Below are 24714 nucleotides of genomic sequence, written 5' to 3'. Positions count from 1 at the left end.
CGGCGAAGTCGAACACCTCGCCGCCGCGTCACCTCAGGCCGGTCTTCAGTCTTGCGCGTACTCGCTCATCGGCACGCAGGCGCAGAACAGGTTGCGGTCGCCGTAGACGTTGTCGGCGCGGCCAACCGGCGGCCAGTACTTCTGCTTGCGCAGCGAGGCCACCGGGTAGGCGGCTTGTTCGCGCGTGTACTTGTGCTGCCAGTCATCGGCCATCACCACGGCAGCGGTGTGCGGCGCGTGCTTGAGCGGGTTGTCTTCGCGGTCGAATTCGCCCGAGATCACCTTGTCGACTTCGCCACGGATGGCGATCATCGCGTCGATGAAGCGGTCGAGTTCCACCTTCGGCTCGCTCTCGGTCGGCTCGATCATCAGCGTGCCCGGCACCGGGAAGCTCATCGTCGGTGCGTGGAAACCGAAGTCCATCAGGCGCTTGGCGATGTCTTCGTTGCTGATGCCCGATTCCTTCTGCAGCGGACGGATATCGAGAATGCACTCGTGCGCGACCAGGTCGTGCGCGCCCGTGTACAGCACCGGGTAGTACGGCGCCAGACGCTTGGCCACGTAGTTGGCCGACAGGATGGCCGTCTCGGTGGCGGCGGTCAGGCCGGCGGCGCCCATCATGGCGATGTACATCCACGAGATCGGCAGGATCGACGCCGAACCAAACGCCGCAGCCGACACGTTGCCGATGTTCTGGCTGGCGTCTTCACCCGAAGCCGCGCGGCCCGGGAGGAACGGTGCGAGGTGCGCGCCCACGGCCACCGGACCGACGCCCGGGCCGCCACCGCCGTGCGGAATGCAGAACGTCTTGTGCAGGTTCAGGTGCGAGACATCGCCGCCGAAGTGGCCCGGCGCAGCCGTGCCGACCATCGCGTTCATGTTGGCGCCGTCCACGTAGACCTGGCCGCCGTGGCTGTGCACGATTTCGCAGACGCGCTTGACGCCTTCCTCGAACACGCCGTGCGTGGACGGGTAGGTGATCATGATCGCCGCGAGGTTCTTGCTGTGCTCGGCCGCCTTCTTTTCCAGATCGGCCAGATCGACGTTGCCGCGCTCATCGCAGGCGACCACGACGACCTGCATGCCGGCCATCTGCGCCGATGCCGGGTTCGTGCCGTGCGCCGACGATGGGATCAGGCACACGTTGCGGTGCCCCTCGCCGCGGCTGGCGTGGTAGGCGTGGATGATCAGCAGGCCGGCGTATTCGCCCTGCGAGCCAGCGTTCGGCTGCAGGCTCACGGCGGCGTAGCCGGTGGCGGCGCACAGCATCTGCTCGAGCTGGTCGATCATCTCGCGGTAGCCCACGGTCTGGTCGGCCGGCGCGAACGGGTGGATGTTCGAGAACTCGGGCCACGTCACCGGCAGCATCTCGGCGGTGGCGTTGAGCTTCATCGTGCACGAGCCCAGCGGGATCATGGTGCGGTCGAGCGCGAGGTCCTTGTCGGCGAGGCTGCGCAGGTAGCGCAGCATTTCGTGCTCGGAGTGGTGGGCGTTGAACACCGGGTGCGTCAGGTACGCGCTCTGGCGCACCAGCGAGGCCGGATACGCATCGGCGACGCTCGCTTCGGTCTTGTCGAAGTCCGGCGCGGTGGCGTGCGCGGCGTGCGCGAAGACGTCCCACAGGGCGACCACATCGGCGCGCGTGACGGTCTCGTCCAGCGAGATGCCCAGGCGTGCGTCGTCGATCTGGCGCAGGTTGATGCCGTGCGCCTGTGCGGCGATGTGCAGGTTGGCGGTGCGCGGGCCGGTGGCGACCGTCAGCGTATCGAAGAAGGCATCGGCTTCCAGCGTGTAGCCGATCGCGCGCAGGCCGGCGGCCAGCGTGGCGGTCAGGCGGTGCACGCGCTGGGCGATGCGCTTCAGGCCTTGCGGGCCGTGGTAGACGGCGTACATCGACGCCATCACGCCCAGCAGTACCTGCGCGGTACAGATGTTCGAGGTGGCCTTCTCGCGGCGGATGTGCTGCTCGCGCGTCTGCAGCGCGAGGCGGTAAGCGGAGTTGCCTTGCGCATCGATCGTCACGCCCACCAGGCGGCCGGGCATCGAGCGCTTGAACGCATCACGCACGGCCATGTAGCCAGCGTGCGGGCCGCCGAAACCGAACGGCACACCAAAGCGCTGCGTGTTGCCGATCACCACGTCGGCACCCCATTCGCCCGGCGCAGCCAGCAGCGTCAGCGCGAGCAGGTCAGCCGCGGCGACGACCAGACCGCCCGCAGCGTGCACGGCGTCGGTCAGTGCCTTGTAGGTCGCCAGATCGCCCAGCAGCGCACCGTTGGCGCCCGGGTATTGCAGCAGCACGCCAAAGGCGTCGTGCTTGGCAGCATCGGCGGCCGGGCCCGTCACCACTTGCACGCCGATCGGCTCGGCGCGCGTGCGCACGACTTCCAGCGTTTGCGGCAGCACGTCGTCGGCCACGAAGAACACGGTCGACTTCGACTTGCCGATGCGCTGCAGCAGCGTCATCGCTTCGGCCGCAGCGGTGGCTTCGTCCAGCATCGACGCGTTGGCGATGTCCATGGCCGTCAGGTCGATCACCATCTGCTGGAAGTTCAGCATCGCTTCCAGGCGGCCCTGCGAGATTTCCGGTTGGTACGGCGTGTAGGCCGTGTACCAGGCCGGGTTCTCGAGGATGTTACGCAGGATCACGCCCGGCGTGTGCGTGCCGTAGTAGCCCTGGCCAATCAGGCTCTTGACCACGCGGTTCTGCCCGGCGATGCCGCGCAGCTTGGCCAGCGCGGCTTCTTCCGTCAGCGGCTGCGTGAATTCGCCCAGCGGCATCACGTCTTGGCGGCGGATGGCGGCGGGGATCACGGCGTCGATCAGCGCGGCGCGGCTGGCGTAGCCGAGCGTGCCGAGCATCTGGGCCTGCTCGTCGGCAGACGGGCCGATGTGGCGGTGCGAGAAGGCGTCGCGCGCCTCCAGGTCAGCCAAAGAGGGACGTTCGGCGGACAGCGCCGAGGAAGCGGGGTGCGGAGCGTTCATGGCAAGGGCTCGAAATTCAGGCAATGCAGCAAAAAGCCGATGCGCGGGTCAGGCACATCGGCTTGAAGGACCGGCTTAGCCGATCTTGGCGGTGTACTGCTCGGCCGACAGCAGGGCGTTCACGTCGTCGGCGTTGGTCGGCTTGATCTTGAAGAGCCACGCGGCGTAGGCATCGGCGTTGACCGACTCGGGCGCGCCCGAAGCGTCAGCGTTGTTGGCGATGATCTCGCCCGACACCGGGGCGTAGATGTCGGACGCAGCCTTGACTGATTCCACCACGGCAATCGCTTCGTCCTTGGCGACGGTGCGGCCAGCGTCCGGCAGCTCGAGGAACACGATGTCGCCCAGCGCGTCTTGCGCGAAGTCGGTGATGCCGATGGTCAGCGTGCCGTCGGCTTCAACGCGGATCCACTCGTCGTGTTCGGTGTACTTCAGATCGGCGGGGATGTTGCTCATGAAAGGTTCTCCGGAAGATTTGGAATGAGTGGAATTCGGGTTCAGCTAACCAGCGCCTTGCCATTGCGCACGAACGGCAGTTTAACCACAGTCGCGGTCAGCTTGCGGTCGCGGATCTCGACCTGCACGTCGGTGCCGATGGCCACGTCCTTGGGCAGGCGCGCCAGCGCGATGGACAGCGACAGGCTCGGGCTGAACGTGCCGCTGGTGATCTCGCCGTCGCCGGCGGGGGTGATGACCTTCTGGTGGGCGCGCAGCACGCCGCCCTTGTCACGCAGGATCAGGCCGACGAACTGCTCGTGCTGGCCGCCGGCTTGCAGCGCAGCCTTGCCGGTGAAGTCGCGTTCGCTTTGCAGGTCGACCGTCCAGGCCAGACCCGCGTCGAGCGGCGAGACGTGCTCGTCCATGTCCTGGCCGTAGAGGTTCATGCCGGCCTCCAGGCGCAGCGTGTCGCGTGCACCCAGACCGGCCGGGCGGACGCCGGCTTGCAGCAGGCGCTCCCACACGCCGGCGATCTGCGCGGCGGGCACGACCAGTTCGAAACCGTCTTCACCGGTGTAGCCGGTGCGCGCGACCATGATCTCGCCCACGCCATCCACAGTGACGAAGCCGGCGTTGAACGGCTTGAGCGCTTCGCCCACGGCCTGCGTGCCGGGCAGCGCGGCGTAGGTCTTGGCGCGGGCGTTCGGGCCCTGCACAGCCAAGATGCCCAGCGGCTCCGCTCCAGCGTTGTTGTCGGAGCGGCGCGGCGTGATGGTCACGTCGGTGCCGGCAGCGGCGTTCTGCGCGACGATCCATTCGAGGTCGGTCGGCGCGGTACCGGCGTTGACCACCAGGCGGAACCAGTCTTCGCGGAAGAAATAGACGATCAGGTCGTCGATCACGCCGCCCTTGGGGTTGAGCATGCAGCTGTAGAGCGCCTTGCCCGGGGTTTGCAGCTTGTCGACGTTGTTGGCGAGCAGCCCACGCAGGAAATCGCGCACGCGCGCGCCGGTGAGGTCGACCACGCACATGTGCGAGACGTCGAAGATGCCGGCGTCTTGGCGCACGGCGTGGTGTTCTTCGATCTGGGAGCCGTAGTTGACGGGCATGTCCCAGCCGCCAAAGTCGACCATGCGGGCGCCCAGCGAGCGGTGGATGGCGTTGAGCGGCGTGTGTTGGAGCGTCATGGAATCTCTCGGCTTGGGCGCCGCCGGTGGCCTCGGCAGGGCGCGTTATTCGGGACCAGAAAAGCAAAAAGGCCACCCGCGCAGCCTGATGCCTCATGGTGACGCCATGAAGATGCAAGCTGCGCGGATGGCCCCTCTGTCCTTGGTACCTGAGAGATTGCGAAGCGGGGCGCATAGCGGTGCGCGCCGTTCGTGAGCCCCTTCGGTGGGCGCCTGCAGTGGTCGTGCAGCGCCAGCTCTCCAGAGTGCGGTCAGACGCATGTCTGGCCGATCCGCCCGGTCCTTGGTGCCTGAGAGTTTTCGGGTGCTACCCCTTCGGCGGTGCCTGGCCGTGTGCGGCGGGCACGCTCTCCCGGATGGATGGGCGGAATTTACGGAAGGGGGATGGGATTGTCAATTAGGAGGATTGGCTGGGGCAGTGTTCCTGGGTTTGGTTTTCTTGTTGGTGGTCCATCCCCTGTTTCATCCCCTGCCGGGGCTGACTCACTTTCTTTGTCTTGCCAAAGAAAGTAAGCAAAGAAAGGCGCGCCCAAGATGGCGACCCATCCCTTGAATTTGTGTAACCGGGCGGAGACGGGGAAAACTCGCTGCGCTCAGACAGTTCCCCGTCTTTTTTCCGCCCGCTTACACAAATTCAAGGCGCCATCTAGGGCAGGGACGTCAAAAGCGAAACGCCAAAGACAACGGCCACACCCTCGGGGCATTGGCGGTTTCGCCTTGCCCCGGGGTGTGGCCGGTGTGCGGGTCGGTGGTCAGCCGGTGATCAGTTGCCGATCTGGCGGCTCACCTTGTTTTCCTGCTGGTTCAGCGTGCGTTGTTCCTGCTTGGTGATGTGGCCACCATTTTGAGCGGCCATGTCGCGCTCTTCCTGGCGAATCTGGCGGTCTTCCTTGTGCAGCGCCTTGGCCTGGCCCTTGGTGATTTCGCCTTCCTTCACCTCGTTGTGGATGCGCTTGTTCTGGTTGGCGAGGCGGTGATTCACTTCCGCGCGACGCGGGTGGTCTTTCTGCCATTGCGTTTGGGCGAAAGCCCCCGTGGTAGCAGACAGAGCAACGGCGGTCACAGCCAGGACTTTGACGATGCGGTTCATGGTTTTCTTCCTCCGGTGAGCGACCGACCGATTCAGCCGCTGTCCTGCCTATAACGGACGGTTTTGGCCGAAAGCTGACGGCCACCGTGTAACCGCGCGTAAGCCGTGTAACCCCACAGGGAAAAGCGAGGGGAGCAAACGAGTGCGGCGCCGACGGGTGCGCCCCCATAAGGAAAAAACGGACGCGCCCGTGAGGTGCGCGTCCGTCAACTTCAAGCCATCAACGTGGTCGGCTTACCAACCGTAGCCTGCGCCCACGCCAACGTTGTACTCGCTGCCGCCGGCAGTGGAGCCGCCGATCGTGACCGTCGCACGGTTACCGATCTTGCGCTGATAGCCGATCGCCAGCGCCGTCTGGCCTCGGTAGACACCCGTGCCGATCGCCATGCGGTTGTCGGTCTGTAGACCGGCCGCGCTGGCAATCATGGTCGACATGGCCGCGTTCATTGCGCCGACGCGGTTGACCTTGGTGTCGACTTGGTTGATTTGACTTTGCAGGTTGTTCACGCTGCTTTGCATGTCAGCCTGCGCACGGAACAGCTGGCCACCGTTGACGGCTTCCTTGCTGCTCTCGGTGATGGCGCCGTCGGCAACATTGGTGATCGCCCGTTCGTTACCCACAGAACCAACCGATACGGTATTGGCACCACTCGTGACCGAACCCGCCCCAAGCGCGACGCTATTGTCGTGCGACGCAACCGCGTTGGCACCAGCGGCTGTGGAGTTGTTACCGCTTGCCACGGCCGCTTCCTTGCTGGCTCCAGTTGCGCCCTTGCTAGCGAACATGGGGTTGGCCTGGCCGCCTGCCCCGCCTTCTCCACCACCACCGGCCGGGCCGCCGCTACCGCCTTCCAGCGCGCCAACACGGGTGTCCAGTGCGCCGAGCGCAGCGCCCACGTTGTTGTACTCCTTGCCATCCGAGAACTTGTAGGTCGGCCCAGTCCATACGCCACCAGTGTACGAAGCGTTGCCGCCCAGCGCCTTGGCCATGTCCTGGTACGTTCCATACAGCTGGCTGCCATTGACGGCCTGCATGCTGTTTTCAAGCACTGCGCCGGCCCTCACATTGTCGAGCGTGGTGCCATCGGCGCCTGCTAGGCGAGCGGCGGACTGGTCTGCCGCTGTATACAGCACCGCATTGCTGGTGACCGAGCCGTCCTCACCTTGGCCCACCAGACCGGCATCCTTGAGCTGCTTCAGGTTGACGGCGTCAGTATCGTCGGTACCTGCGGCGACGTTCTTGAGTTGCACAGGCGACGAACCCTTGAACGTCACGCTCGTACCACCGGCGTCGTATTGCACGGCGCTATTGGCCAGCGCCTGGATGGGCTTGAGTTGCCCCATGTTGACGGCGTCGTTGTTGTTCACGCCATCCGCGACGTTCGACAGCTTGACCGGGGCCATGGCAGGCGTGCCATCGGCTTTCAAGCCGCCCAGGGTGATGCTGTCTTTCTTGTCGCTGTCGTAAGTCACGGCGTTGGCCAGCTTGCCGTCGTCACCCACCAGACCCGCGTCCTTGAGCTGTCGTACGTTCACGGCGTCGGTGTCATCCGTCCCAGCCGCCACGTGGGTCAGCTTGCGGTCAATGGCGTTGCCGTCCGCATCCTTGCCGGCAAAGTTGACTTCGGTGCCGTCAGTATCTTTGCCCACCGTGATCGTGCGGCTAGTTTTGTCTTGCTGAACCAGGCCGATCGAGCCTTCGCCGATCTTCGTACCCAGGTCGTCGATGGCCTCGGCATTGCTGACGATGTTGTTGTTCAGACTGCTCAGCGCATCGCCCACGTTGTCAAACGTGTCTTTGCCAGAGATCGGATCGGGGCTTAGAACGTAGGTCGGCTTGGTGACCTTGCCGTCTGCGTCGACCGCCGCCTTGCCGCCCAGTGCGTCGGCCACCGACTGTGCCGTGCCGTGCAGTTGGCTACCGTTGATGGCCTCGGTGCTCGTCGCCGCGACGTTGCCGTTGGCGACATTCGAGAGCTTGACCGGCGTACCGGCATTGCCGAGCGCGATGCTGTCCTTCGCGGTGCTGTCGTACTTGACGGCCAACTGGTCAAGATTGCCTACCGATCCTTCGAGTTCACCGATCTTGGTGGTGTTGTCAGCCGTGCGTTTGTCCAGGTTGCCGAGCGCATCGCCCACCGTCTTGTGCTCGCTGCCGTCATTGAAGTTGTACGTCGGGCCTGTGATCGTGCCATCTTCGGCAACGCCAGCGCCACCGCCCAGTTGTTTGGCGAGCTCGTTTGCCGTGGCGTTGCCCGCAACGATGGCGGCATCGCGTGCGGCACTCGCCGTGGCATTCATCTGACGTACGTTGACGGCATCGGTCGCTGCCGTGCCGTCGTTCACATTGGTGATCTGACGCTCACTGCCCGCTGCGCCCACCGATACCGTGGAGGCACGCTCCGCTGTCGAGTTGGTACCCAAAGCGACCGAATTTTCTGCCGTATCGGAAACCGCGCTGTTTGCACCGATGGCGATCGCGTTGTTAGCGGTGGTCTTGCTGCCGGTCCCAATGGCAACGGACCCATTGCCAATGGCGCTTGTGTTATTGCCTACGGCAACGCCGCCTGCGCCAACTGCGCCCGCCCCCGCGCCGATCGCTGTGGATGCCGTGCCGCCTGCGATGCTGGCGCCACCGACTGCCAGCGCATCCCTGCCCGTTGCAGAAGCGTTGTCGCCCTGGTCACCCGCGTTGTATGCAACATACTTGCTGGCACCCGTGGCCTTTTCCAACTGGCCCAGGTTGACAGCGTCCGTGGCATTCGTGCCATCGGCCACGCCCGTCAGCCTGCGGTTGAGCACACTCCCGCCGGTGCCCCGGCCGGCAAAGTTGACGGTTGTGCCGGCGTTGTCCTTGGCCACCGTGATGTCCGCCGAGCTGTTGGCCTGCTGCACCAAGCCGATCGTGCCCGCGTTGATCTGGGCCGTCAGGTTCGTGATGGCAGTCGCGTTGGTCGTCGAACGGCCGTCCAGTGCCTCGATCGCACCGCCAACGTTGTCAAAGTCGGCGCCGTTGACGGCATACTTGGGTGCGCTGATCGAGCCGTCGGCGTTCACACCGGCTCCACCACCGAGCGCGGTCGCAACCGAGTTGCTGACGTCGTAGAGCTGCGTGCCGTTGATGGCGTCCGAGCTGGTGTCGGATACTGCGCCCGCCGTGACGCCGGTCAACCGGCGCGTGATACGCGCGGTGCCGCCGACAGCCGTGCCCATGATGTTGACCGTGTCGCCCGCGCTGGTGGCGCCCACCGAGATGGTGGCCGTGTTGTTGGCCTGGCGCACCAGACCGGCCGTGCCATTGGTCAGCGCGGTAATGTTGGTGGTGTTGGTGTTCGTGCGGCCGTCCAGGTTGGTCAGCGCACCATTGACGCTGGGGTAGGCCGTTCCGCCCACCGTAAACGAGGGGGTGGCGATTGTGCCGTCGGTGCCGACGGTTGTTCCCAGTGCAGAAGCGATGGCCGCGGCGTTGGCGTCCACCACCGTCTTGACTGCGTTCACCTGCGACACGTTAACCGCGTCGGTCCCCGCCGTGCCGTTGGCCAGGCCCGTGATCTTGTTGTTATTGAGGTTGGCGCTCGCGTTGAACGTGATCGGCCCGCCGAGCAGCGTGATGCCGCCCTGGCCGACGAGTTCCAGGTGGCCGTCTTGGTAGCCGCTGATACGTGCAGTCGAGTTTTGAACGCCATTGGTTCCTGCATTCGTGCCACTGTTATGCAAGGAAAATGCGTAATTCCCATTGGTATTGCAGTTCATGTTGTTTGCCGAGGAACTGTAACCGTAGGCTGAGCCGATGTTGGTGCCTGCAGCGCTCCCCGGGCACAACTGCAAACTGCCACTGCCGTTGGCCTGCGAAAACGCGACGCCGCTGGGTGCCGCCAGCCCCAGGGCAACGGCAGCCAGGCTCGCCAGGCTGACGGATTTTTTCTTGCGCCCCTTGGCCAATTCAGATGCCACGACCCATTTGCCCGTACAGGCATTCAAAACAACGCGATACGTCTTATTCATGTGACTCACCCTGATTTCGATTCAATGTGGAATTCCTTGCCGGGCCACACGGTTTGCCGGCGGCCCGGAGTGTGGTGAATCCACGAAGTGAGTTCTGTTCTATTTGGTCGCCTTGATCAAAAATTGATATCGAATCGAAAATCAGAATTCCCTGAGAAACTCGATCGATCGTAGAGATTGGTGAATGCCCGATGGGAGCCGCCCGCAACTAAGCGGGTATCTGATTTGGCTCAATGTGCAAATTATCCAAGCTGATAGGCGTCCAGGAGAGGCGTCGGTATGTTCTTCGGGCGGAAAAAATCTCAAAAAATCCGCCAAAAATGACATTTGAATCTCTGAGAGATTGACATTGCGTCATTTCCTACTGGTCTGATATCGATGCGACATTTCGGCTGGAACTGAGACTGAGTTCGCCTCCGTGACACCTTTGTCGGCCAAGTGCGCGCAAGCGGGCAGTCAGCGTCGGAGGGCCGCATCCTCGCGTGCTACCATCGCCTTCCGCTGTACGTTCCCGCCTGATTTCCTCCCGGCTGTTCCCATGTCTTCCAGTCTCGCCCACGGGCTCAACGCTGCCCAATCCGAAGGTGTGCACTACCTCGACGGCCCGTGTCTGGTGCTGGCCGGGGCGGGCTCCGGCAAGACGCGCGTGATCACGCAGAAGATCGCGCACCTGATCCTCGACAAGGGCTTCGAGCCGCGTCACATCGCTGCCGTCACGTTCACCAACAAGGCGGCCAAGGAAATGCAGGAGCGCGTGGCCAAGTTGATGGATGGCAAGACGCGCGAAGACGGCAAGCGCATTCCCATCAAGCAGTTGACGGTGTGCACGTTCCACTCGCTGGGCGTGCAGATCTTGCGGGCGGAGGCTGAACACGTGGGCCTCAAGCCACGCTTCTCGATCATGGATTCGGACGATTGCTTCGGCATGATCCAGGAGCAGCTGGCGACGACCGACAAGCAACTGATCCGTCGCGTGCAGAGCACGATCTCGCTGTGGAAGAACGGTCTCGTCGATCCGGAAACCGCGATTGCCGAGGCCCTCGCCAACAACAACGTCGACGATCACCAGGCCGCGCTGGTCTACCGCAACTACGTCGCCACACTGCATGCGTATCAGGCGGTGGACTTTGACGACCTGATCCGCATTCCCGCCGAGCTGTTCGCGCGCAATGAAGAGGTGCGCCTGAAGTGGCAGAACCGTCTGCGCTATTTCCTCGTCGATGAATATCAAGACACCAACGCCTGCCAGTACCAGCTTCTGAAGCTGCTGGCGGGTGGCTCGCACCTGCGCGCGCCGGCCTTCACGGCGGTGGGCGACGACGACCAGGCCATCTACGGCTGGCGCGGTGCGACGCTCGACAACCTCAAGCTGCTGCAGACGGATTTTCCGAACCTGAAGGTGATCAAGCTGGAGCAGAACTACCGCTCCACGGTGCGCATCCTGAACGCCGCCAACGCGGTGATCGCGCAGAACCCGAAGCTGTTCGAGAAGACGCTGTGGAGCGAGCACGGCATGGGCGACCCCATCAACGTCACCAGCGCCAATGATGAGGAGCACGAAGCCGAGAGCGTGGTCTTCAAGCTCTCCGCGCACAAGTTCGAGCGCCGCGCGCAGTTTCGGGATTACGCGATCCTGTATCGCGGCAACTTCCAGGCGCGGCTGTTCGAGCAGATCCTGCGGCGCGAGCGCATTCCGTATGTGCTCTCGGGCGGCCAAAGCTTCTTCGACAAGGCCGAGATCAAGGACTTGTGCGCGTATCTGCGACTGATTGCGAATGCGGATGACGACCCCGCGTTCATCCGTGCCATCACCACACCCAAGCGCGGTGTGGGCAATGCGACGTTGGAAGTGCTGGGCGCATTCGCGGGGCAGGCGAAGGTGTCGCTGTTCGAGGCGGCGATGATGGGTGGCATCGAAGGGCAGCTCGCGCCGCGTCAGTTAGAGCCGCTGCGGGTGTTCTGCGAGTTCATCGTGCGCCTGTCAGACCGCGCCGCGAAGGAACCCGCCGGCACGCTGCTCGACGAGATGATGGAAGGCATCCACTACGAGGCCTACCTGTACGACACCTACGACGAGCGCCAGGCCCAGAACAAGTGGACCAACGTGCTGGAGTTTGTGGACTGGCTCAAGCGCAAGGGCACCAAGCCCGAGAAAGAGGGTGACGAAGAGGCCACCGGTTTCGACAATGCCGATGGTTTGATGGACGAAGGCAAGAACTTGCTCGAACTCACGCAGACCATCGCGCTGATCAGCATGCTTGAAGGCCGGGAAGAGGACCCGGATGCGGTGCGCCTCTCCACGCTGCACGCGAGCAAGGGGCTGGAGTATCCGCACGTGTTTCTGGTGGGCGTTGAGGAGGGCATCCTCCCACACTGCCGTGAAGACGACGACCTGACCGACGAGAAAATCGAGGAAGAGCGGCGGCTGATGTATGTGGGCATCACACGCGCGCAACGCAGCCTGCATATCAGCTGGTGCAAGAAGCGCAAGCGCGCACGGGAGACGGTGGTGTGTGAGCCGTCGCGCTACATCGCCGAGATGAAGCTTGGGGATGATGCTGGGCCGACGCCTGAGGATTCGATGCCGGCGATGTCGCCTAAGGATCGGTTGGGGGCACTGAAGGGGTTGTTGTCGGCCAAGAAGCCGGTGGTTTCCTGATTTTTTGTTTTTGGTCCATCCCTTGTTTCATCCCCTGCCGGGGCTGACTCACTTTTCTTTGTCTTGCCAAAGAAAAGTAAGCAAAAGAAAGGCGCGCCCGAGATGGCGACCCATTCCTTGAATCTTCATAACCGGGCGGAGATGGGGAAAACTCGCTGCGCTCAAACAGTTCCCCATCTTTTTTCCGCCCGCTTACGAAAATTCAAGGCGCCATCAAGGGCCTAACGTCAAAAGAAAAAGGCCAACCCGTCGCGAGGTTGGCCTTGTCGTTTGGGCTGGCGCCTAGATGGTTTGGCTTCTGCCTTTGACTTTCCCTGCCCTATGCGGCGCCTTGAATTTCTGTTGCAAGGAGGAAAAAGAGAGGAGGCTTGTCTGAGCGCAGCGAGTTTGCCTCCTCTCCCTCCTTGCGACATAAATTCAAGGAGTCTTTCGCCGCATCGGGCGCGCCTTTCTTTGCTTACTTTCTTTGGCAAGACAAAGAAAGTGAGTCGGCCCCGGCAGGGGGCGAAAGGGGGGCAGACCACCAACGCCTAATTCCCCGTCCCTTGGATGTAGTTCAAATCCACAAACTCACTCCCCCGATTCCCCCGAGTGAAGTCCAAGGTAAATCCCCCCACATCCGCACGCGTTTGCAGCGCGCGCCGCAACTCAGCCCCGGCCGCTTTGCCACCCACTGCATTCATCGCCTGAATCAGATACGTGGCCGCGATATAACCCGACAACGTGGCCCCCGACGGTGGCTCATCCAGAAACTGCTTCATGCGTGCGATATGTTCGCGCGTGATCTTGGTATTGCCGACAGCGGGGTTGGGCACGGTCTGCGCGAGCAGCATGCCGCCGCTGTAACCGGTGCCGAGAATTTCACGCGCCACCTGCGGGTTGACCGACGAGAGCCCGACCAGGAAGCCATACCACCCGTGCTGCGCCAGCGCACGGCCGACGCTGGCGTAGGCAAGGGTATCGCCCGCGACAATGATGGCGGTCGGCTTGGTGGGGGCGACGCGCGCAGCCAGTTCGCCCGGATCGCCCGTCAGGGTGTAGAGATCAAGTGCCTCGGCAGCATCCCCCTTGGCGGGCGGTGTGGCTGCCAGCGTGTTGCGCAGGCGCGTACCGAGTTGGGGATCGAACCCCGCAGTGGTGACCAGCGCAATCCGCCGCATGCCGAACTGGCGCAGGCGGTTGTGCGCGGCGATGATTTCGTGGTCGTAGTCCGGGCGGATGAACCAGACGTTGTCGGACGTGGACGTGGCGCCCGAGAGTGGCGCCAACAGCGGCACATTGCGCCGCGCGATCTCCGGAGAAGCGGTCAGCGTGGGCAACAGGCGTTCACTCACGCCAAAAAGCACTTCCACACGATCGCGCTCAATCATGTCGATGGCTTGCGGCACCGCTTCGGACTGTTCGACTTCGCGACGGATCAGGCTGATGCGCCGGCCCTTGATGCCACCGCTCAGGTTGGCCGCATCAAACGCGACCTTGGCGCCGGCCATGAAGTCGCGTGCGTAGTCGGCCTGGGCGCCACCGCGTTCCACCAGTTGCCCGACGACGAAGGTGGTATTGCCTTGCGCATGCGCCGTCAGCGTCACAACGGCGGTTGCGCAGGCGAATGCGCACGCGCAGCGGCGTGCCAGTGTCTGCCACATCATGCTTCCCCCAAAGACGAATCGACGGCGCGTTGTTCTTGTTGTGACCGGCCTGGCTGGCGGGTGCACGCCAATCGTCGATGGTAGGCGGCCGAATGTGACAGATCAGTGAAGTTAAGCCCCTCCTGATGGAGGGATCGGCACGTTTGAACCCGCATTGACCGACGTTGACACATATCAACGCGCCGCTGGGAGCGCAGGAATAGCATCAACCATCGCCCTCGCACCCCACGCCCCATGTTCCCCTTTGCCCAACCGGCTGCCCAGGATGCTGCCGCCAATGACGTCGCCTTCCGCTGGTCTGCACCGCAGGTGCGCGCGCTGGCACAGCGCTTTGACACGCACGGCCCGCGCTACACGTCGTACCCGACGGCGGACCGCTTCCACGCCGGCTTCAACAAGGCTGACTATCTCGACGCACTGCACCGACGCGCCGCGATTGCGCCAGCGCTGCATGCGCCGTTGTCGCTGTACATGCATCTGCCGTTCTGCGCGAACCTCTGCTACTACTGCGGCTGCAACAAGATCATCACCAAGGACCACTCGCGCAGTGCGCGCTACATCCGCGCCCTGGCGCAGGAGATGGCGCTCGTGGCCGGCCACATCGGCCCGCTGCGCCGCGTGACGCAACTGCACTGGGGCGGTGGCACGCCCACCTTCCTCACGCACGATGAGATGCGCGCAGTGATGGCCGCCACGCGTGCGCATTTCGATCTGATGCCCGACGCGGAAATCTCCGTCGAACTCGACCCACGCCATGCCGACGACGCCACGCTGTCCGTGCTGGCCGACCTCGGCTTCAACCGCGCCAGCCTTGGCATTCAAGACTTTGATCCGGACGTGCAGCGCGCCGTCCACCGCATCCAGAGCGTGGAAGACACGCGCCGCGTGGTCGATAGCGCGCGCCGCCTCGGTTTCGAATCGATCAGCTTTGACCTGATCTACGGCCTGCCGCATCAACGGACCGACACCTTCAACGCGACATTGGACCGCGTGCTGGAGATGGCGCCGGATCGGCTCTCCGTCTACAGCTACGCGCACCTGCCGCACCTGTTCAAGCCACAACGCCGCATCGACTTGCTCGCGCTGCCCACCGCCGACGAGAAGCTCGACCTGTTGGCGATGACGGTGGAGCGTCTGGTGGACGCGGGCTATGTCTATATCGGGATGGATCACTTCGCGCGGCCGGATGACGCACTGGCGATTGCGCAGCGCGAAGGGCGCCTGCAGCGCAATTTCCAAGGCTATTCCACGCATGCCGATTGCGACCTGCTGGCCTTTGGCGTGTCCGCCATCAGCCGCGTGGGCGATGTGTACGCGCAAAACGAAAAGGATCTCGACGCGTACTACGCGCGCATCGACGCCAATGAGCTGCCGGTGCTGCGCGGCCTGTCGCTCACGCCGGACGACCACGTGCGGCGTGCGCTGATTGGCGAACTGATGTGCGGGTTCGAGCTGGACATGCGCGCGTTTGGCGCGACGCATGGGTTGGACTTCAAGCGCACCTTTGCCGATGAACTGGAGGCGCTGGCGCCGCTGGAAGAAGCGGACCTGGTGAAGGTGGGCGACGAGCGCATCCTCATCACGCCGCAAGGGCGGCTGCTGGTGCGGCGTATCGCGATGGTGTTCGACGCGCATCTGCGCGCCGTTGGCACCGAGCGCGCGGTCGAGGCGCAGGGCAAGCCCGTCGCCTTCGTTCCGCGCTATTCCAAGGTGGTCTGACCGGCCTTAAGCCGTTGCCGGTTCCTGCGCAGTCGTTTCCGTTTGCGCGGTGGCGACCGTCTGCGGCCAGACTTCGGCCAGACGCAGCAGGTTGGTCGACCCTGCCTGACCAAACGGCATGCCCGCCGTGATGGCGATCTGGTCGCCCGACACGGCAAAGCCTTCACGCGCAGCGGCACGGCAAGCCGCATCCACCATTTCATCCACGCTATGCACATCGGCGCTCACGGTGCTGTGCACGCCCCAGGTGATCGCCAAACGGCGTGCCGTATCCAGGCGCGGCGTGATGCTCACGATGGGCGCCAGGGGCCGCTCGCGTGCAGCGCGCAGGCTGGTCTTGCCGCTGGACGTGTAGGTGACGGTGGCCACTGCGCCCAGGATATGCGTTACGTCGCGCAGGGCCGCGCAGATGGCGTCCTGGCGCGTCGGCAGCGGGGCCTGGTGTTGTGCGTCGATCAGGTTGCGGTACAGCGGGTCACGCTCGGTCTCGGCAATGATGCGGTTCATGATGCTGACCGCGGCCACCGGGTGCTTGCCGCTGGCCGATTCGGCCGAGAGCATCACCGCGTCGGTGCCGTCGTACACAGCCGTTGCCACGTCAGACGCTTCTGCACGCGTCGGCACCGGCGCTTCGATCATCGATTCGAGCATCTGCGTGGCCACGACCACCGGCTTGCCGTGCTGACGTGCGATTCGCAGGATGCGCTTCTGCACGCCGGGCACGCGCTCGGGCGGCAGCTCCACGCCCAGGTCGCCGCGCGCCACCATTAGCGCGTCGGAGGCCTGCACGATGTCTTCCAGGTGCAACAGCGCGGCGGGTTTCTCGATCTTGGAGAGCAGGCCGGCGCGGTCGCCGATGATCTCGCGTGCGGCGATCACGTCTTCGGCGCGTTGCACGAACGACAGGGCAATCCAATCCACACCCAGCGACAGGGCGAACTCGAGGTCGCGCAGGTCTTTCTCGGTGAGGGCGGGGATGGGGATCACGGCATCGGGCACGTTCACGCCCTTGCGGTCCGACAGCGGGCCGCCGTCGACCACGCGGGTGACGATGGCGGTCGGGTCGGCGGCTTCCACAGCCAGACGGATCTTGCCGTCATCGAGCAGCAGCGATTGGCCCGGCGCAGTGGCCGCGTACAGCTCGGGGTGCGGCAGGTGCACGCGGGTGACATCGCCCGGCGTCGGGTCGCGGTCGAGTACGAAGCGATCGCCGTTCTTGAGCACGACGCGGCCTTCGGCGAAGGTGCCGATGCGCAGCTTGGGGCCTTGCATGTCGGCCAGGATGCCGATGGGGCGGCCGGTCTCGGCTTCGACTGCGCGCACGATGTCGTAGCGCTTGCGGTGGTCTTCGTGCGAGCCGTGGCTGAAGTTCAGGCGAAAGACGTCCGCGCCGGCGTCGAAGAGGGCGCGGATGGTGTCTTTGTCGCTGCTGGCGGGGCCGAGGGTGGCGAGGATTTTGGTGTTGCGGAAGCGGCGCACTTTGGATTGCTCCGGTGGGTTGTTGTTTGGACCTGGGTGGTCCATCCCTCATTTCATCCCCTGCCGGGGCTGACTCACTTTCTTTGTCTTGCCAAAGAAAGTAAGCAAAGAAAGGCGCGCCCGAGATGGCGACACCCTCCTTGAATTTTCGTAACCGGGCGGAGACGGGAAAAACTCGCTGCGCTCAGACAGTTTCCCGTCTTTTTTCCGCCCGCTTACAAAAATTCAAGGCGCCATCTAGGGCAGGGGAAAAGCAAACCGTTGGTCTGCATGCCCTAGTGGCTCTTGTTGTTTGCTGCGATTTGCTGCTGCTTGCTGCGTGTGCTTACTACTACTGCGGTTGTGCCTCGACGGTTTGGCCTTTGACGTTCCTGCCCTTGATGGCGCCTTGAATTTCTGTTGCAAGGAGGAAAAAGGAAGGGAAACTGTTTGAGCGCAGCGAGTTTTTCCCTTCCCCTCCTTGCGACATAAATTCAAGGAGTCTTTCGCCATCTCGGGCGCGCCTTTCTTTGCTTACTTTCTTTGGCAAGACAAAGAAAGTGAGTCAGCCCCGGCAGGGGATGAAACAAGGGATGAACCAACAACACAGAAACCAAAGTCCATCCCCGCAACCAAGCAATATCAGGCGATGTCGTGGTTCGACATGATCTCAATCGCCCGGCACAGCGCCGAGTGATCCTGCTTACCCAGACCGTTGGCAGCACAGGTGTTGAACAGCTCCTGCGCCGTAGCCGTGTTCGGCAGCGCCACGCCCAGTGCCTTCGCACCCTGCAGCGCCAGATTCAGATCCTTCTGGTGCAGTTCGATCCGGAAGCCCGGATCAAACGTACGCTTGACCATGCGTTCGCCATGCACTTCCAGAATGCGCGAGTTGGCGAAACCACCCATCAGCGCTTGACGCACCTTCGCCGGGTCGGCACCCGCCTTCGATGCAAACAGCAGCGCCTCCGACACAGCCTGAATGTTCAGCGCCACGATGATCTGGTTGGCCACCTTGGTGGTCTGGCCATCGCCGTTGCCGCCCACCAGCGTAATGTTCTTGCCCATCAGTTGGAACAGCGGAACCACGCGGTCGAACGCAGCTTGTTCACCGCCGACCATGATCGTCAGCGAGGCCGCCTTGGCGCCCACTTCGCCACCCGACACCGGCGCGTCCAGGTATTGCGCGCCAGTCTTGTTGATGCGTGCAGCAAAGTCCTTCGTCGCGATCGGCGAGATCGAGCTCATGTCGACGACGATCTTGCCGGCAGCCGCATCCTTGCCTGCATCCTTCAGCGCCTTGGCGACGCCCTTTTCGCTGAACAGCACAGCTTCAACATGCGGGGTGTCCGGCACCATGACGAAGATGATGTCGGCACGCTTGGCGACTTCCTCGGCGCTCGTGCAGACCGTCACGCCAGCTTCCACCAGCGCGGCCGGTGCGGGGTTCACGTCGTGCACGAACAGCGTGTGGCCGGCGGCGCGCAGGTGGCCTGCCATGGGGGCGCCCATGATGCCGAGACCGATGAAACCGAGGTTGAGTGCGTTTGCCATGGTGAGGGATCTCCTTGGTTTAAATGTTGGTGGTTTGACAGGCGGGCCGGTGGCCCACCTTCTTTAGCCCCCGGGGAGCGATGAACTCACCCGCCGGGTCAAGGCGAACAGACAATCAGGCGACGTGATGCGCAGCGCGCCAGCCCAGACCTTCCACGGTCCCGGCCTTGGGCTTGTACTCGCAACCCACCCAGCCCCTGTAGCCAATCTCATCCAGCCAGCGGAACAGGAACTGGTAATTGATCTCCCCGGTCCCCGGCTCATTACGCCCCGGGTTGTCCGCCAACTGCACATGCTTGATCTTGTCCAGATGGCGCTTGAGCGTGTTCGCCACTTCGCCTTCCATCCGTTGCATGTGATAGATGTCGTACTGCACATACAGGTTGGACGCATCCACGTCGTTGATCAGGTCCAGCGCCTGCTGCGTACGACTCAGGTAGAAGCCCGGAATATCGAACGTGTTGATCGGCTCAATCAGCAGATCAATCTTCTCGGCCTTCAGCGCCTTCGCCGCAAACTTCAGGTTCTCCACCAGCGTCTTGCGTGCAGCGTCTTCGCTCACGCTTTCCGGGCGGCTACCCACCAGGCAGTTGAGCTGCTTCACGCCGAGCACCTTGGCGTACTTGATCGCCTCGCCCACGCCTTCCTGAAACTCACCCACGCGATCCGGCAGCACGGCGATGCCGCGCTCGCCGCCGTCCCAGTTGCCGGCCGGCAGGTTGTGCAGCACCAGGTCGAGCTGGAAGCGGTTCAGACGATCCGCAATCTGGTCTGCGTGGAACGCATAGGGGAACAGGAACTCCACACCGCGGAAGCCCGCACGCGCGGCGGCTTCGAAGCGGTCGAGGAAGGCCTGCTCGTTGAAGAGCATGGTCAGGTTGGCTGCCAGCTTTGTCATGGTTTCTCCTGTTATCGGACGGTGAGGGAACAGCGCGCCGTCTTTATGCGGTGGCGCCTTCGGCTTCCGTGAGGGTGTCTTCCAGGTCGAGCACGTCTTCAAACTCGACCACGTTGTCGATCTCGGTGCCCATGGCGATGTTCGTCACACGCTCGAGAATCACTTCCACCATCACCGGCACCGAGAACTCGGCCATCAGCTTGCGAGCCTGTGCGAAGGCCGGCTCGATGTCTTCCGGCTTGAACACGCGGATCGCCTTGCAACCCAGGCCTTCCACGACCTTCACGTGGTCGACGCCGTAGCCGTTCAGCTCGGGTGCGTTGACGTTGTCGAAGGCGAGCTGGACGCAGTAGTCCATGTCGAAGTTGCGCTGTGCCTGGCGGATCAGGCCCAGGTACGAGTTGTTCACCACCACGTGGATGTACGGCACCTTGAACTGCGCGGCCACCGCCATTTCTTCGATCATGAACTGGAAGTCGTAGTCACCCGAGATGGCGACGACGTCGCTGTTGGGCGATGCCACCTTCACGCCGATCGCGGCGGGAATCGTCCAGCCCAGCGGGCCGGCCTGACCACAGTTGATCCAGTGGCGCGGCTGGTTGACCGACAGGAACTGCGCAGCAGCAATCTGCGACAGACCGATCGTCGACACGTAGCGAACGTCGCGCGGGAAGTACTGGTTCATCTCGCGGTACACGCGCTGCGGCTTGACGGGCACGTTGTCGAAGTCCGAGCGGCGCAGCATCGTGCGCTTGCGCTTCTGCACGTCGGCATTCCACGACTTGCGGCACGGCAGCTTGCCGGCAGCCTTCAGCTCGCGGGCGACTTCGATGAACTTCTCCAGCGCGGCGCCAGCGTCCGACACGATGCCCAGGTCCGGACCGAACACGCGGCCAATCTGGGTCGGTTCGATATCGACGTGGATGAACTTGCGGCCCTTGGTGTAGACGTCGACGCTGCCCGTGTGGCGGTTGGCCCAGCGGTTGCCGATGCCGAACACGAAGTCCGATGCCAGCAGCGTGGCGTTGCCGTAGCGGTGCGACGTTTGCAGACCGACCATGCCGGCGTTGAGCGGGTGATCATCGGCCAGCACGCCCCAGCCCATCAGGGTCGGGACCACGGGCACGTTCACCAGCTCGGCAAACTCGACCATCAGCTTGGCCGCATCGGCGTTGATCACGCCGCCACCGCACACCAGCAGCGGGCGCTCGGCTGCGCACAGCATCTCGATGGCGCGCTCAGCCTGGGCACGCGTGGCCGCGGGCTTGTAGACCGGCATCGGGCTGTAGGTGTCGATGTCGAATTCGATCTCAGCGACTTGCACGTCGAACGGCAGGTCGATCAACACCGGACCCGGACGGCCCGAGCGCATCAGGTGGAACGCCTGCTGGAACACGCGCGGCACCAGCGCCGGCTCACGCACGGTGACGGCCCACTTGGTAACCGGCTTGGCGATCGACTCGATGTCGACGGCCTGGAAGTCTTCCTTGTACAGGCGGGCGCGCGGTGCTTGGCCGGTGATACAGAGGATTGGAATCGAATCCGCCCAGGCCGAGTACAGACCGGTGATCATGTCCGTGCCTGCGGGGCCCGAGGTGCCGATACACACGCCGATGTTGCCGGGTTCGGCTCGGGTGTAGCCCTCGGCCATGTGCGAGGCGCCTTCAACGTGGCGGGCCAGCACGTGATCAATGTTGCCGGCCTTGCGCAGGGCGGAATACAACGGGTTGATGGCGGCACCAGGCACGCCGAAGGCAGTGGTGATGCCTTCTTTTTCCATCACCGCAACGGCGGCATCAATCGCTCTCATCTTCGGCATGGTGTGTCTCCAGGAAGGGGAAGGTGGGAATTGGGTTGAGCTGATCCTATTCCCGCATGCCGATATGGATAAACGCAGCTTTCGTCAGTTGATTGCGAACTCCGTGTATCGAATATTTTCTTGTGCCGCAGCAATCACGAGTCAATAAAACTGCCAAAGAAGCCCGGAAGTACGCCGTTTCATGGTGATTTTGTGCAACGCAAAAATCCGAGAGCTCACGCAAGCATTGATCACATCACTCCCCGTCATTTCAGTCATTCGTCACAGGTGATATGCGCTGGATAGCACCAATCCGCGTACGGAATCCTCCATAAAATGGTCGGACATTGCGAACTGGAATGATGGAATGGACAAGCTCAAGCAGATCGAAGCGTTCATCGCCGTGGTGGAACACGGCAGCATGGCCGCCGCCGCGCTCACGCAAGACGTGACGCCGGTGATGATTGGCCGGCGCATCAACGCGCTGGAGGCACGGCTGGGGGTGAAGCTGCTGCACCGATCGACACGCCGCATTGCGGTGACGGAGCAGGGCGCCGTCTTCATGGAGCAGTGCAAGAAGGCGCTGGGCGAACTGGACCGCGCCGAACTGCTCGTCGCAGAGGGACGCCACAAGGCAACGGGTCACCTGATCGTCTCAGCACCGGCCGCGTTCGGCCGCAAGCACGTCGCGCCGCACGCGCCGGACTTCCTGCGCGCCAACCCCGACGTGCGCTGCTCGTTCAACCTGACCGACCGCGTGGTCGACCTCGTGCGCGAGGGTTACGACGTGGGCATCCGCATCGGTGGGGCGATCGATCCGAACTTCGTGGCGATCCGTCTGGCGTCGAACAAGCGCGTGGTGTGCGGTACGCCCGCGTACTTCGCCAAGCACGGCGTGCCGCGCACGCTGGATGACCTGGAAAAGCACAACTGCCTCGCCTTCAACCTGCAGGGCGGCCAGCAGCGCGGCTGGTATTTCCAGCAGAACGGCAAGGCCGTCACCGTGAAAGTGAGCGGCAACCTCGACTGCAACGACGGCGAGCTGCTGCACCGCTGGATGGGCGAGGGCCTGGGCCTGGGTTGGCGTTCAACGTGGGAGATCCAGCCCGAGCTGGAGTCTGGCGCGCTGATGACGGTGCTGGATGATTACGCGCTGCCCGACTACGACATCCTCGCCGTGTACCCGCAGCAGCGGCCGGTGCCGGCGAAGATTCGGTTCTTTATCGAGCACCTGAAGACGGTGTTTGCGCAGCCGGGGTATTGGTCACGCAGCAGTTAAGTTGAGGCGCAGTCTGATCGACGCCACGCGGGTGGCTGGGAATCATGGCGGGCTAGCACGCCATGTGAGCCCCGCCGATGAAAGCGTATAAGGAATGCTATAAACTTATAAATCGGTCACTGATCGCATCATGAATGCGATCCAATGGACAACACGGGCTGCCAAGCAACTTCGGAAGCTGGATCGGCCACAACAGCAAGTGGTCGTGCGAGCGGTGGGCGGGCTTGCCGCCATGCCGGAGTGCCAGAACGTCAAGGCATTGGTTGAGCACCAATACGGTTACCGGCTGCGCGTGGGCAACTATCGCGTACTGTTCGACTGGGATGGAGACATCCGCGTAGTCGAAATTCAGGAAGTGAGGAAACGCGATGAACGCACCTACTAACATCCAGATCATCAACGGTCCGGACGGCTCGCCGGCGTTCGTCGTCATTCCCTATGCCGACTACCTCGCGGAGCGTGCCGAAACCCGAGACTTGATTCCCCACGGGGTCATCGAGCGCACAGTCGAAGGCGCGTCGCCGGCCCGCGCTTGGCGTGAGCACCTGGGCCTGACGCAGGCCGAGATCGCAAAACGTCTGGGTATTTCGCAGCCTGCCTATGCGCAACAGGAGAGCAGCGACAAGCTGCGCAAATCATCCCGCGAGAAAATTGCGGCGGCGCTGGGCATTCTCCCTGCCCAGTTGGACTTTTAGTCCGTGATTACCACTCGGCCCTGCGTGAGGTCCCGCAGGGTTTCTCTCGCCCCAGCTTCATCCGTCACAGGCAACCGCACAGTCAGCGTGACGCCCGCATCGTAAGCGGCATCCAGCAGGGCATACCCGCCATCATCAATCCACCGCCGGATACGCGCCTCATCGGCGTAATCGGTAACCAGGGTGAGAGTGGTGCGGGCAATGCGCTCCACGCGTTCAGCCTGCATGAGCGCGGAGGCAATGGCATCGGTGTACGCACGCACGAGGCCGCCCGCACCCAGCTTCACGCCGCCGAAGTAACGCACCACGGCGCCCAGCGTGCTGTCCAGATCGTGATGGCGCAGGACTTCGAGGATGGGGCGACCGGCAGTGCCGGACGGCTCACCGTCGTCGGACATGCCAGACTGTCCGCCGGCCAATAACGCCCAACAGACATGCGTGGCGGCGGGATGCTCCGCGCGCAGGCGCGCAATGACCTCCATGGCGGCAGCCCGATCTTCGACCGGCACGGCCCATCCAATGAAACGGCTCTTCTTGATTTCCAGCTCAACGGAGACTGGCGCGCGCAGCGTGTAAGTCGGCACCGCGAGATTCAGGCGAGGAGTGCGGCAACGAGGTCCGTTGCCCGGCCGCCCGGCGATTCGAACTTGAGCGAGGCCTCGGTGTGCGCCATGTGTTCTTCCATCAGAGCGATGGCGCCTTCCACGTCGCCGCGCTTGGCGGCCTCCAGGAAGGCGGTGTGCTCGTCGGACGAGCGCACCGCGTCGTAGGTGGACTGATACAGCATCGTGATGACCGAGCTGCGGGCGGAGAGCTCGCGCAGCATTTCCTTGAGCACGCTGTTGCCCACCACATCGGCCAGCAGCAGATGGAAGTCGGCCATCAGACGGTTGCGGCGCGGCACGTCGGCGAGTTGCGCACTCGCTGCCACTTTGTGCTCTTCGGCCAGGTGTTTCTCCAGCCGCTTGTAATCAGCCGGCGTGGCCTTGGCGATGAACTCGCGCGCCAGCGCCACCTCCAGCACGCGGCGCACGGCAAACACCTCGCGCGCCTCGGTCTCGTCGGGCTTGGCGACGAAGGCGCCGCGGTCCGGCTCCATGCGGATCAGCTTGTCCTTGGCCAGCATCAGCAGCGCCGCGCGAATCTTGGTGCGGCTGACGCCGTAGACCTTCGCCAGCGCCTCTTCGCGCAGCTTGGTGCCGGGCGGCAGCCGGTGCGCGACGATCGCCTGGGCGATGTCGTCGGCAATGCCTTCGGAGGAGATGTCGGCGGCGGTCGTTTCAGTCATGGTGCCGATTTTACC

17 protein-coding genes and 2 riboswitches are annotated in these 24714 nt (G+C 63.5%); of the genes, 5 read left to right on the top strand and 12 right to left on the bottom strand.

The features are described from left to right. Window positions 1-45 precede the first annotated feature (45 nt). From gcvP to V6657_RS16475, 5 genes are all read right to left on the bottom strand, one after another. Window positions 46-2985, bottom strand: a complete 2940-nt coding sequence (gene gcvP, locus V6657_RS16495) for an aminomethyl-transferring glycine dehydrogenase (protein ID WP_048935639.1) — start codon at window positions 2983-2985, stop codon at window positions 46-48. A gap of 75 nt (window positions 2986-3060) precedes the next feature. Continuing rightward, window positions 3061-3441, bottom strand: coding sequence for a glycine cleavage system protein GcvH (gcvH, locus tag V6657_RS16490; protein WP_048935638.1), 381 nt, complete (start codon window positions 3439-3441; stop codon window positions 3061-3063). 41 nt (window positions 3442-3482) lie between these two features. Further along, on the bottom strand, window positions 3483-4610 hold the full coding sequence (gene gcvT, locus V6657_RS16485; RefSeq protein WP_048935637.1) for a glycine cleavage system aminomethyltransferase GcvT: 1128 nt from the start codon (window positions 4608-4610) through the stop codon (window positions 3483-3485). 126 nt (window positions 4611-4736) lie between these two features. Then, window positions 4737-4864: riboswitch (glycine riboswitch) on the bottom strand. 13 nt (window positions 4865-4877) lie between these two features. Next, window positions 4878-4975, bottom strand: a riboswitch (glycine riboswitch). A 398-nt stretch (window positions 4976-5373) separates the two neighbouring features. Next, the gene (locus V6657_RS16480) at window positions 5374-5700 is read right to left on the bottom strand and encodes a hypothetical protein (RefSeq protein WP_048935636.1); all 327 of its coding nucleotides are present in this window, start codon (window positions 5698-5700) and stop codon (window positions 5374-5376) included. Window positions 5701-5934: 234 nt separating this feature from the next. Further along, entirely contained in the window at window positions 5935-9705 is a 3771-nt protein-coding gene (locus V6657_RS16475) for an ESPR-type extended signal peptide-containing protein (RefSeq protein ID WP_048935635.1), read from the bottom strand. A gap of 538 nt (window positions 9706-10243) precedes the next feature. On the opposite strand from V6657_RS16475, the gene V6657_RS16470 reads away from it, so the two are divergent. Then, on the top strand, window positions 10244-12364 hold the full coding sequence (locus V6657_RS16470; RefSeq protein WP_048935634.1) for a UvrD-helicase domain-containing protein: 2121 nt from the start codon (window positions 10244-10246) through the stop codon (window positions 12362-12364). A 530-nt stretch (window positions 12365-12894) separates the two neighbouring features. On the opposite strand, the gene V6657_RS16465 is transcribed toward V6657_RS16470, so the two are convergent. After that, window positions 12895-14007, bottom strand: coding sequence for an ABC transporter substrate-binding protein (locus V6657_RS16465; protein WP_048935633.1), 1113 nt, complete (start codon window positions 14005-14007; stop codon window positions 12895-12897). A 237-nt stretch (window positions 14008-14244) separates the two neighbouring features. On the opposite strand from V6657_RS16465, the gene hemN reads away from it, so the two are divergent. After that, entirely contained in the window at window positions 14245-15729 is a 1485-nt protein-coding gene (hemN, locus tag V6657_RS16460; RefSeq protein ID WP_048935632.1) for an oxygen-independent coproporphyrinogen III oxidase, read from the top strand. A 6-nt stretch (window positions 15730-15735) separates the two neighbouring features. Here hemN and pyk read toward each other — a convergent pair whose 3' ends face one another. The 4 genes from pyk to gcl form a co-directional block, all read right to left on the bottom strand. Then, on the bottom strand, window positions 15736-17208 hold the full coding sequence (gene pyk, locus V6657_RS16455) for a pyruvate kinase (protein WP_048935743.1): 1473 nt from the start codon (window positions 17206-17208) through the stop codon (window positions 15736-15738). Between the two features lie 621 nt (window positions 17209-17829). Beyond that, window positions 17830-18741 carry a 2-hydroxy-3-oxopropionate reductase gene (gene glxR / locus V6657_RS16450; protein WP_048935631.1) on the bottom strand — a complete coding sequence of 304 codons (912 nt, stop codon included), beginning with the start codon at window positions 18739-18741 and terminating at the stop codon, window positions 17830-17832. Window positions 18742-18856: 115 nt separating this feature from the next. Continuing rightward, window positions 18857-19639 (bottom strand): hydroxypyruvate isomerase, encoded by a 783-nt coding sequence (hyi, locus tag V6657_RS16445; protein WP_048935630.1) that lies wholly within the window; start codon window positions 19637-19639, stop codon window positions 18857-18859. 43 nt (window positions 19640-19682) lie between these two features. Further along, window positions 19683-21458, bottom strand: coding sequence for a glyoxylate carboligase (gcl, locus tag V6657_RS16440; RefSeq protein ID WP_048935629.1), 1776 nt, complete (start codon window positions 21456-21458; stop codon window positions 19683-19685). Window positions 21459-21804: 346 nt separating this feature from the next. Here gcl and V6657_RS16435 point away from each other — a divergent pair, with 346 nt between their 5' ends. From V6657_RS16435 to V6657_RS16425, 3 genes are all read left to right on the top strand, one after another. Beyond that, window positions 21805-22716 (top strand): LysR family transcriptional regulator, encoded by a 912-nt coding sequence (locus tag V6657_RS16435; protein WP_048935628.1) that lies wholly within the window; start codon window positions 21805-21807, stop codon window positions 22714-22716. Between the two features lie 130 nt (window positions 22717-22846). After that, complete coding sequence (locus V6657_RS16430) at window positions 22847-23101, top strand: type II toxin-antitoxin system RelE/ParE family toxin (RefSeq protein ID WP_048935627.1); 255 nt, start codon at window positions 22847-22849, stop codon at window positions 23099-23101. Beyond that, the gene (locus tag V6657_RS16425; protein WP_048935626.1) at window positions 23085-23411 is read left to right on the top strand and encodes a helix-turn-helix transcriptional regulator; all 327 of its coding nucleotides are present in this window, start codon (window positions 23085-23087) and stop codon (window positions 23409-23411) included. The genes V6657_RS16430 and V6657_RS16425 overlap by 17 nt, the downstream gene beginning before the upstream one ends. On the opposite strand, the gene V6657_RS16420 is transcribed toward V6657_RS16425, so the two are convergent. Next, entirely contained in the window at window positions 23408-23995 is a 588-nt protein-coding gene (locus V6657_RS16420) for a YigZ family protein (protein ID WP_048935625.1), read from the bottom strand. The two genes, V6657_RS16425 and V6657_RS16420, sit on opposite strands and share 4 nt — an antisense overlap. Window positions 23996-24003: 8 nt before the next feature. Next, a complete protein-coding gene (locus tag V6657_RS16415) occupies window positions 24004-24699 on the bottom strand; it encodes a GntR family transcriptional regulator (protein ID WP_048935742.1) in 696 nt (231 codons plus the stop codon). Window positions 24700-24714: the final 15 nt, after the last annotated feature.

This window comes from Ralstonia sp. RRA (assembly GCF_037023145.1).
In the GTDB taxonomy this organism is placed as follows: domain Bacteria; phylum Pseudomonadota; class Gammaproteobacteria; order Burkholderiales; family Burkholderiaceae; genus Ralstonia.
This window is presented reverse-complemented; position numbering and strand designations above follow the sequence as displayed.

Excerpts from the sequence above, each read along its gene's own strand:
- gcvP (WP_048935639.1), bottom strand. The coding sequence starts at position 2,985 with ATGAACGCTCCGCACCCCGCTTCCTCGGCGCTGTCCGCCGAACGTCCC.
- gcvH (WP_048935638.1), bottom strand. The coding sequence starts at position 3,441 with ATGAGCAACATCCCCGCCGATCTGAAGTACACCGAACACGACGAGTGG.
- gcvT (WP_048935637.1), bottom strand. The coding sequence starts at position 4,610 with ATGACGCTCCAACACACGCCGCTCAACGCCATCCACCGCTCGCTGGGC.
- V6657_RS16480 (WP_048935636.1), bottom strand. The coding sequence starts at position 5,700 with ATGAACCGCATCGTCAAAGTCCTGGCTGTGACCGCCGTTGCTCTGTCT.
- V6657_RS16475 (WP_048935635.1), bottom strand. The coding sequence starts at position 9,705 with ATGAATAAGACGTATCGCGTTGTTTTGAATGCCTGTACGGGCAAATGG.
- V6657_RS16470 (WP_048935634.1), top strand. The coding sequence starts at position 10,244 with ATGTCTTCCAGTCTCGCCCACGGGCTCAACGCTGCCCAATCCGAAGGT.
- V6657_RS16465 (WP_048935633.1), bottom strand. The coding sequence starts at position 14,007 with ATGTGGCAGACACTGGCACGCCGCTGCGCGTGCGCATTCGCCTGCGCA.
- hemN (WP_048935632.1), top strand. The coding sequence starts at position 14,245 with ATGTTCCCCTTTGCCCAACCGGCTGCCCAGGATGCTGCCGCCAATGAC.
- glxR (WP_048935631.1), bottom strand. The coding sequence starts at position 18,741 with ATGGCAAACGCACTCAACCTCGGTTTCATCGGTCTCGGCATCATGGGC.
- hyi (WP_048935630.1), bottom strand. The coding sequence starts at position 19,639 with ATGACAAAGCTGGCAGCCAACCTGACCATGCTCTTCAACGAGCAGGCC.
- gcl (WP_048935629.1), bottom strand. The coding sequence starts at position 21,458 with ATGCCGAAGATGAGAGCGATTGATGCCGCCGTTGCGGTGATGGAAAAA.
- V6657_RS16435 (WP_048935628.1), top strand. The coding sequence starts at position 21,805 with ATGGACAAGCTCAAGCAGATCGAAGCGTTCATCGCCGTGGTGGAACAC.
- V6657_RS16430 (WP_048935627.1), top strand. The coding sequence starts at position 22,847 with ATGAATGCGATCCAATGGACAACACGGGCTGCCAAGCAACTTCGGAAG.
- V6657_RS16425 (WP_048935626.1), top strand. The coding sequence starts at position 23,085 with ATGAACGCACCTACTAACATCCAGATCATCAACGGTCCGGACGGCTCG.
- V6657_RS16415 (WP_048935742.1), bottom strand. The coding sequence starts at position 24,699 with ATGACTGAAACGACCGCCGCCGACATCTCCTCCGAAGGCATTGCCGAC.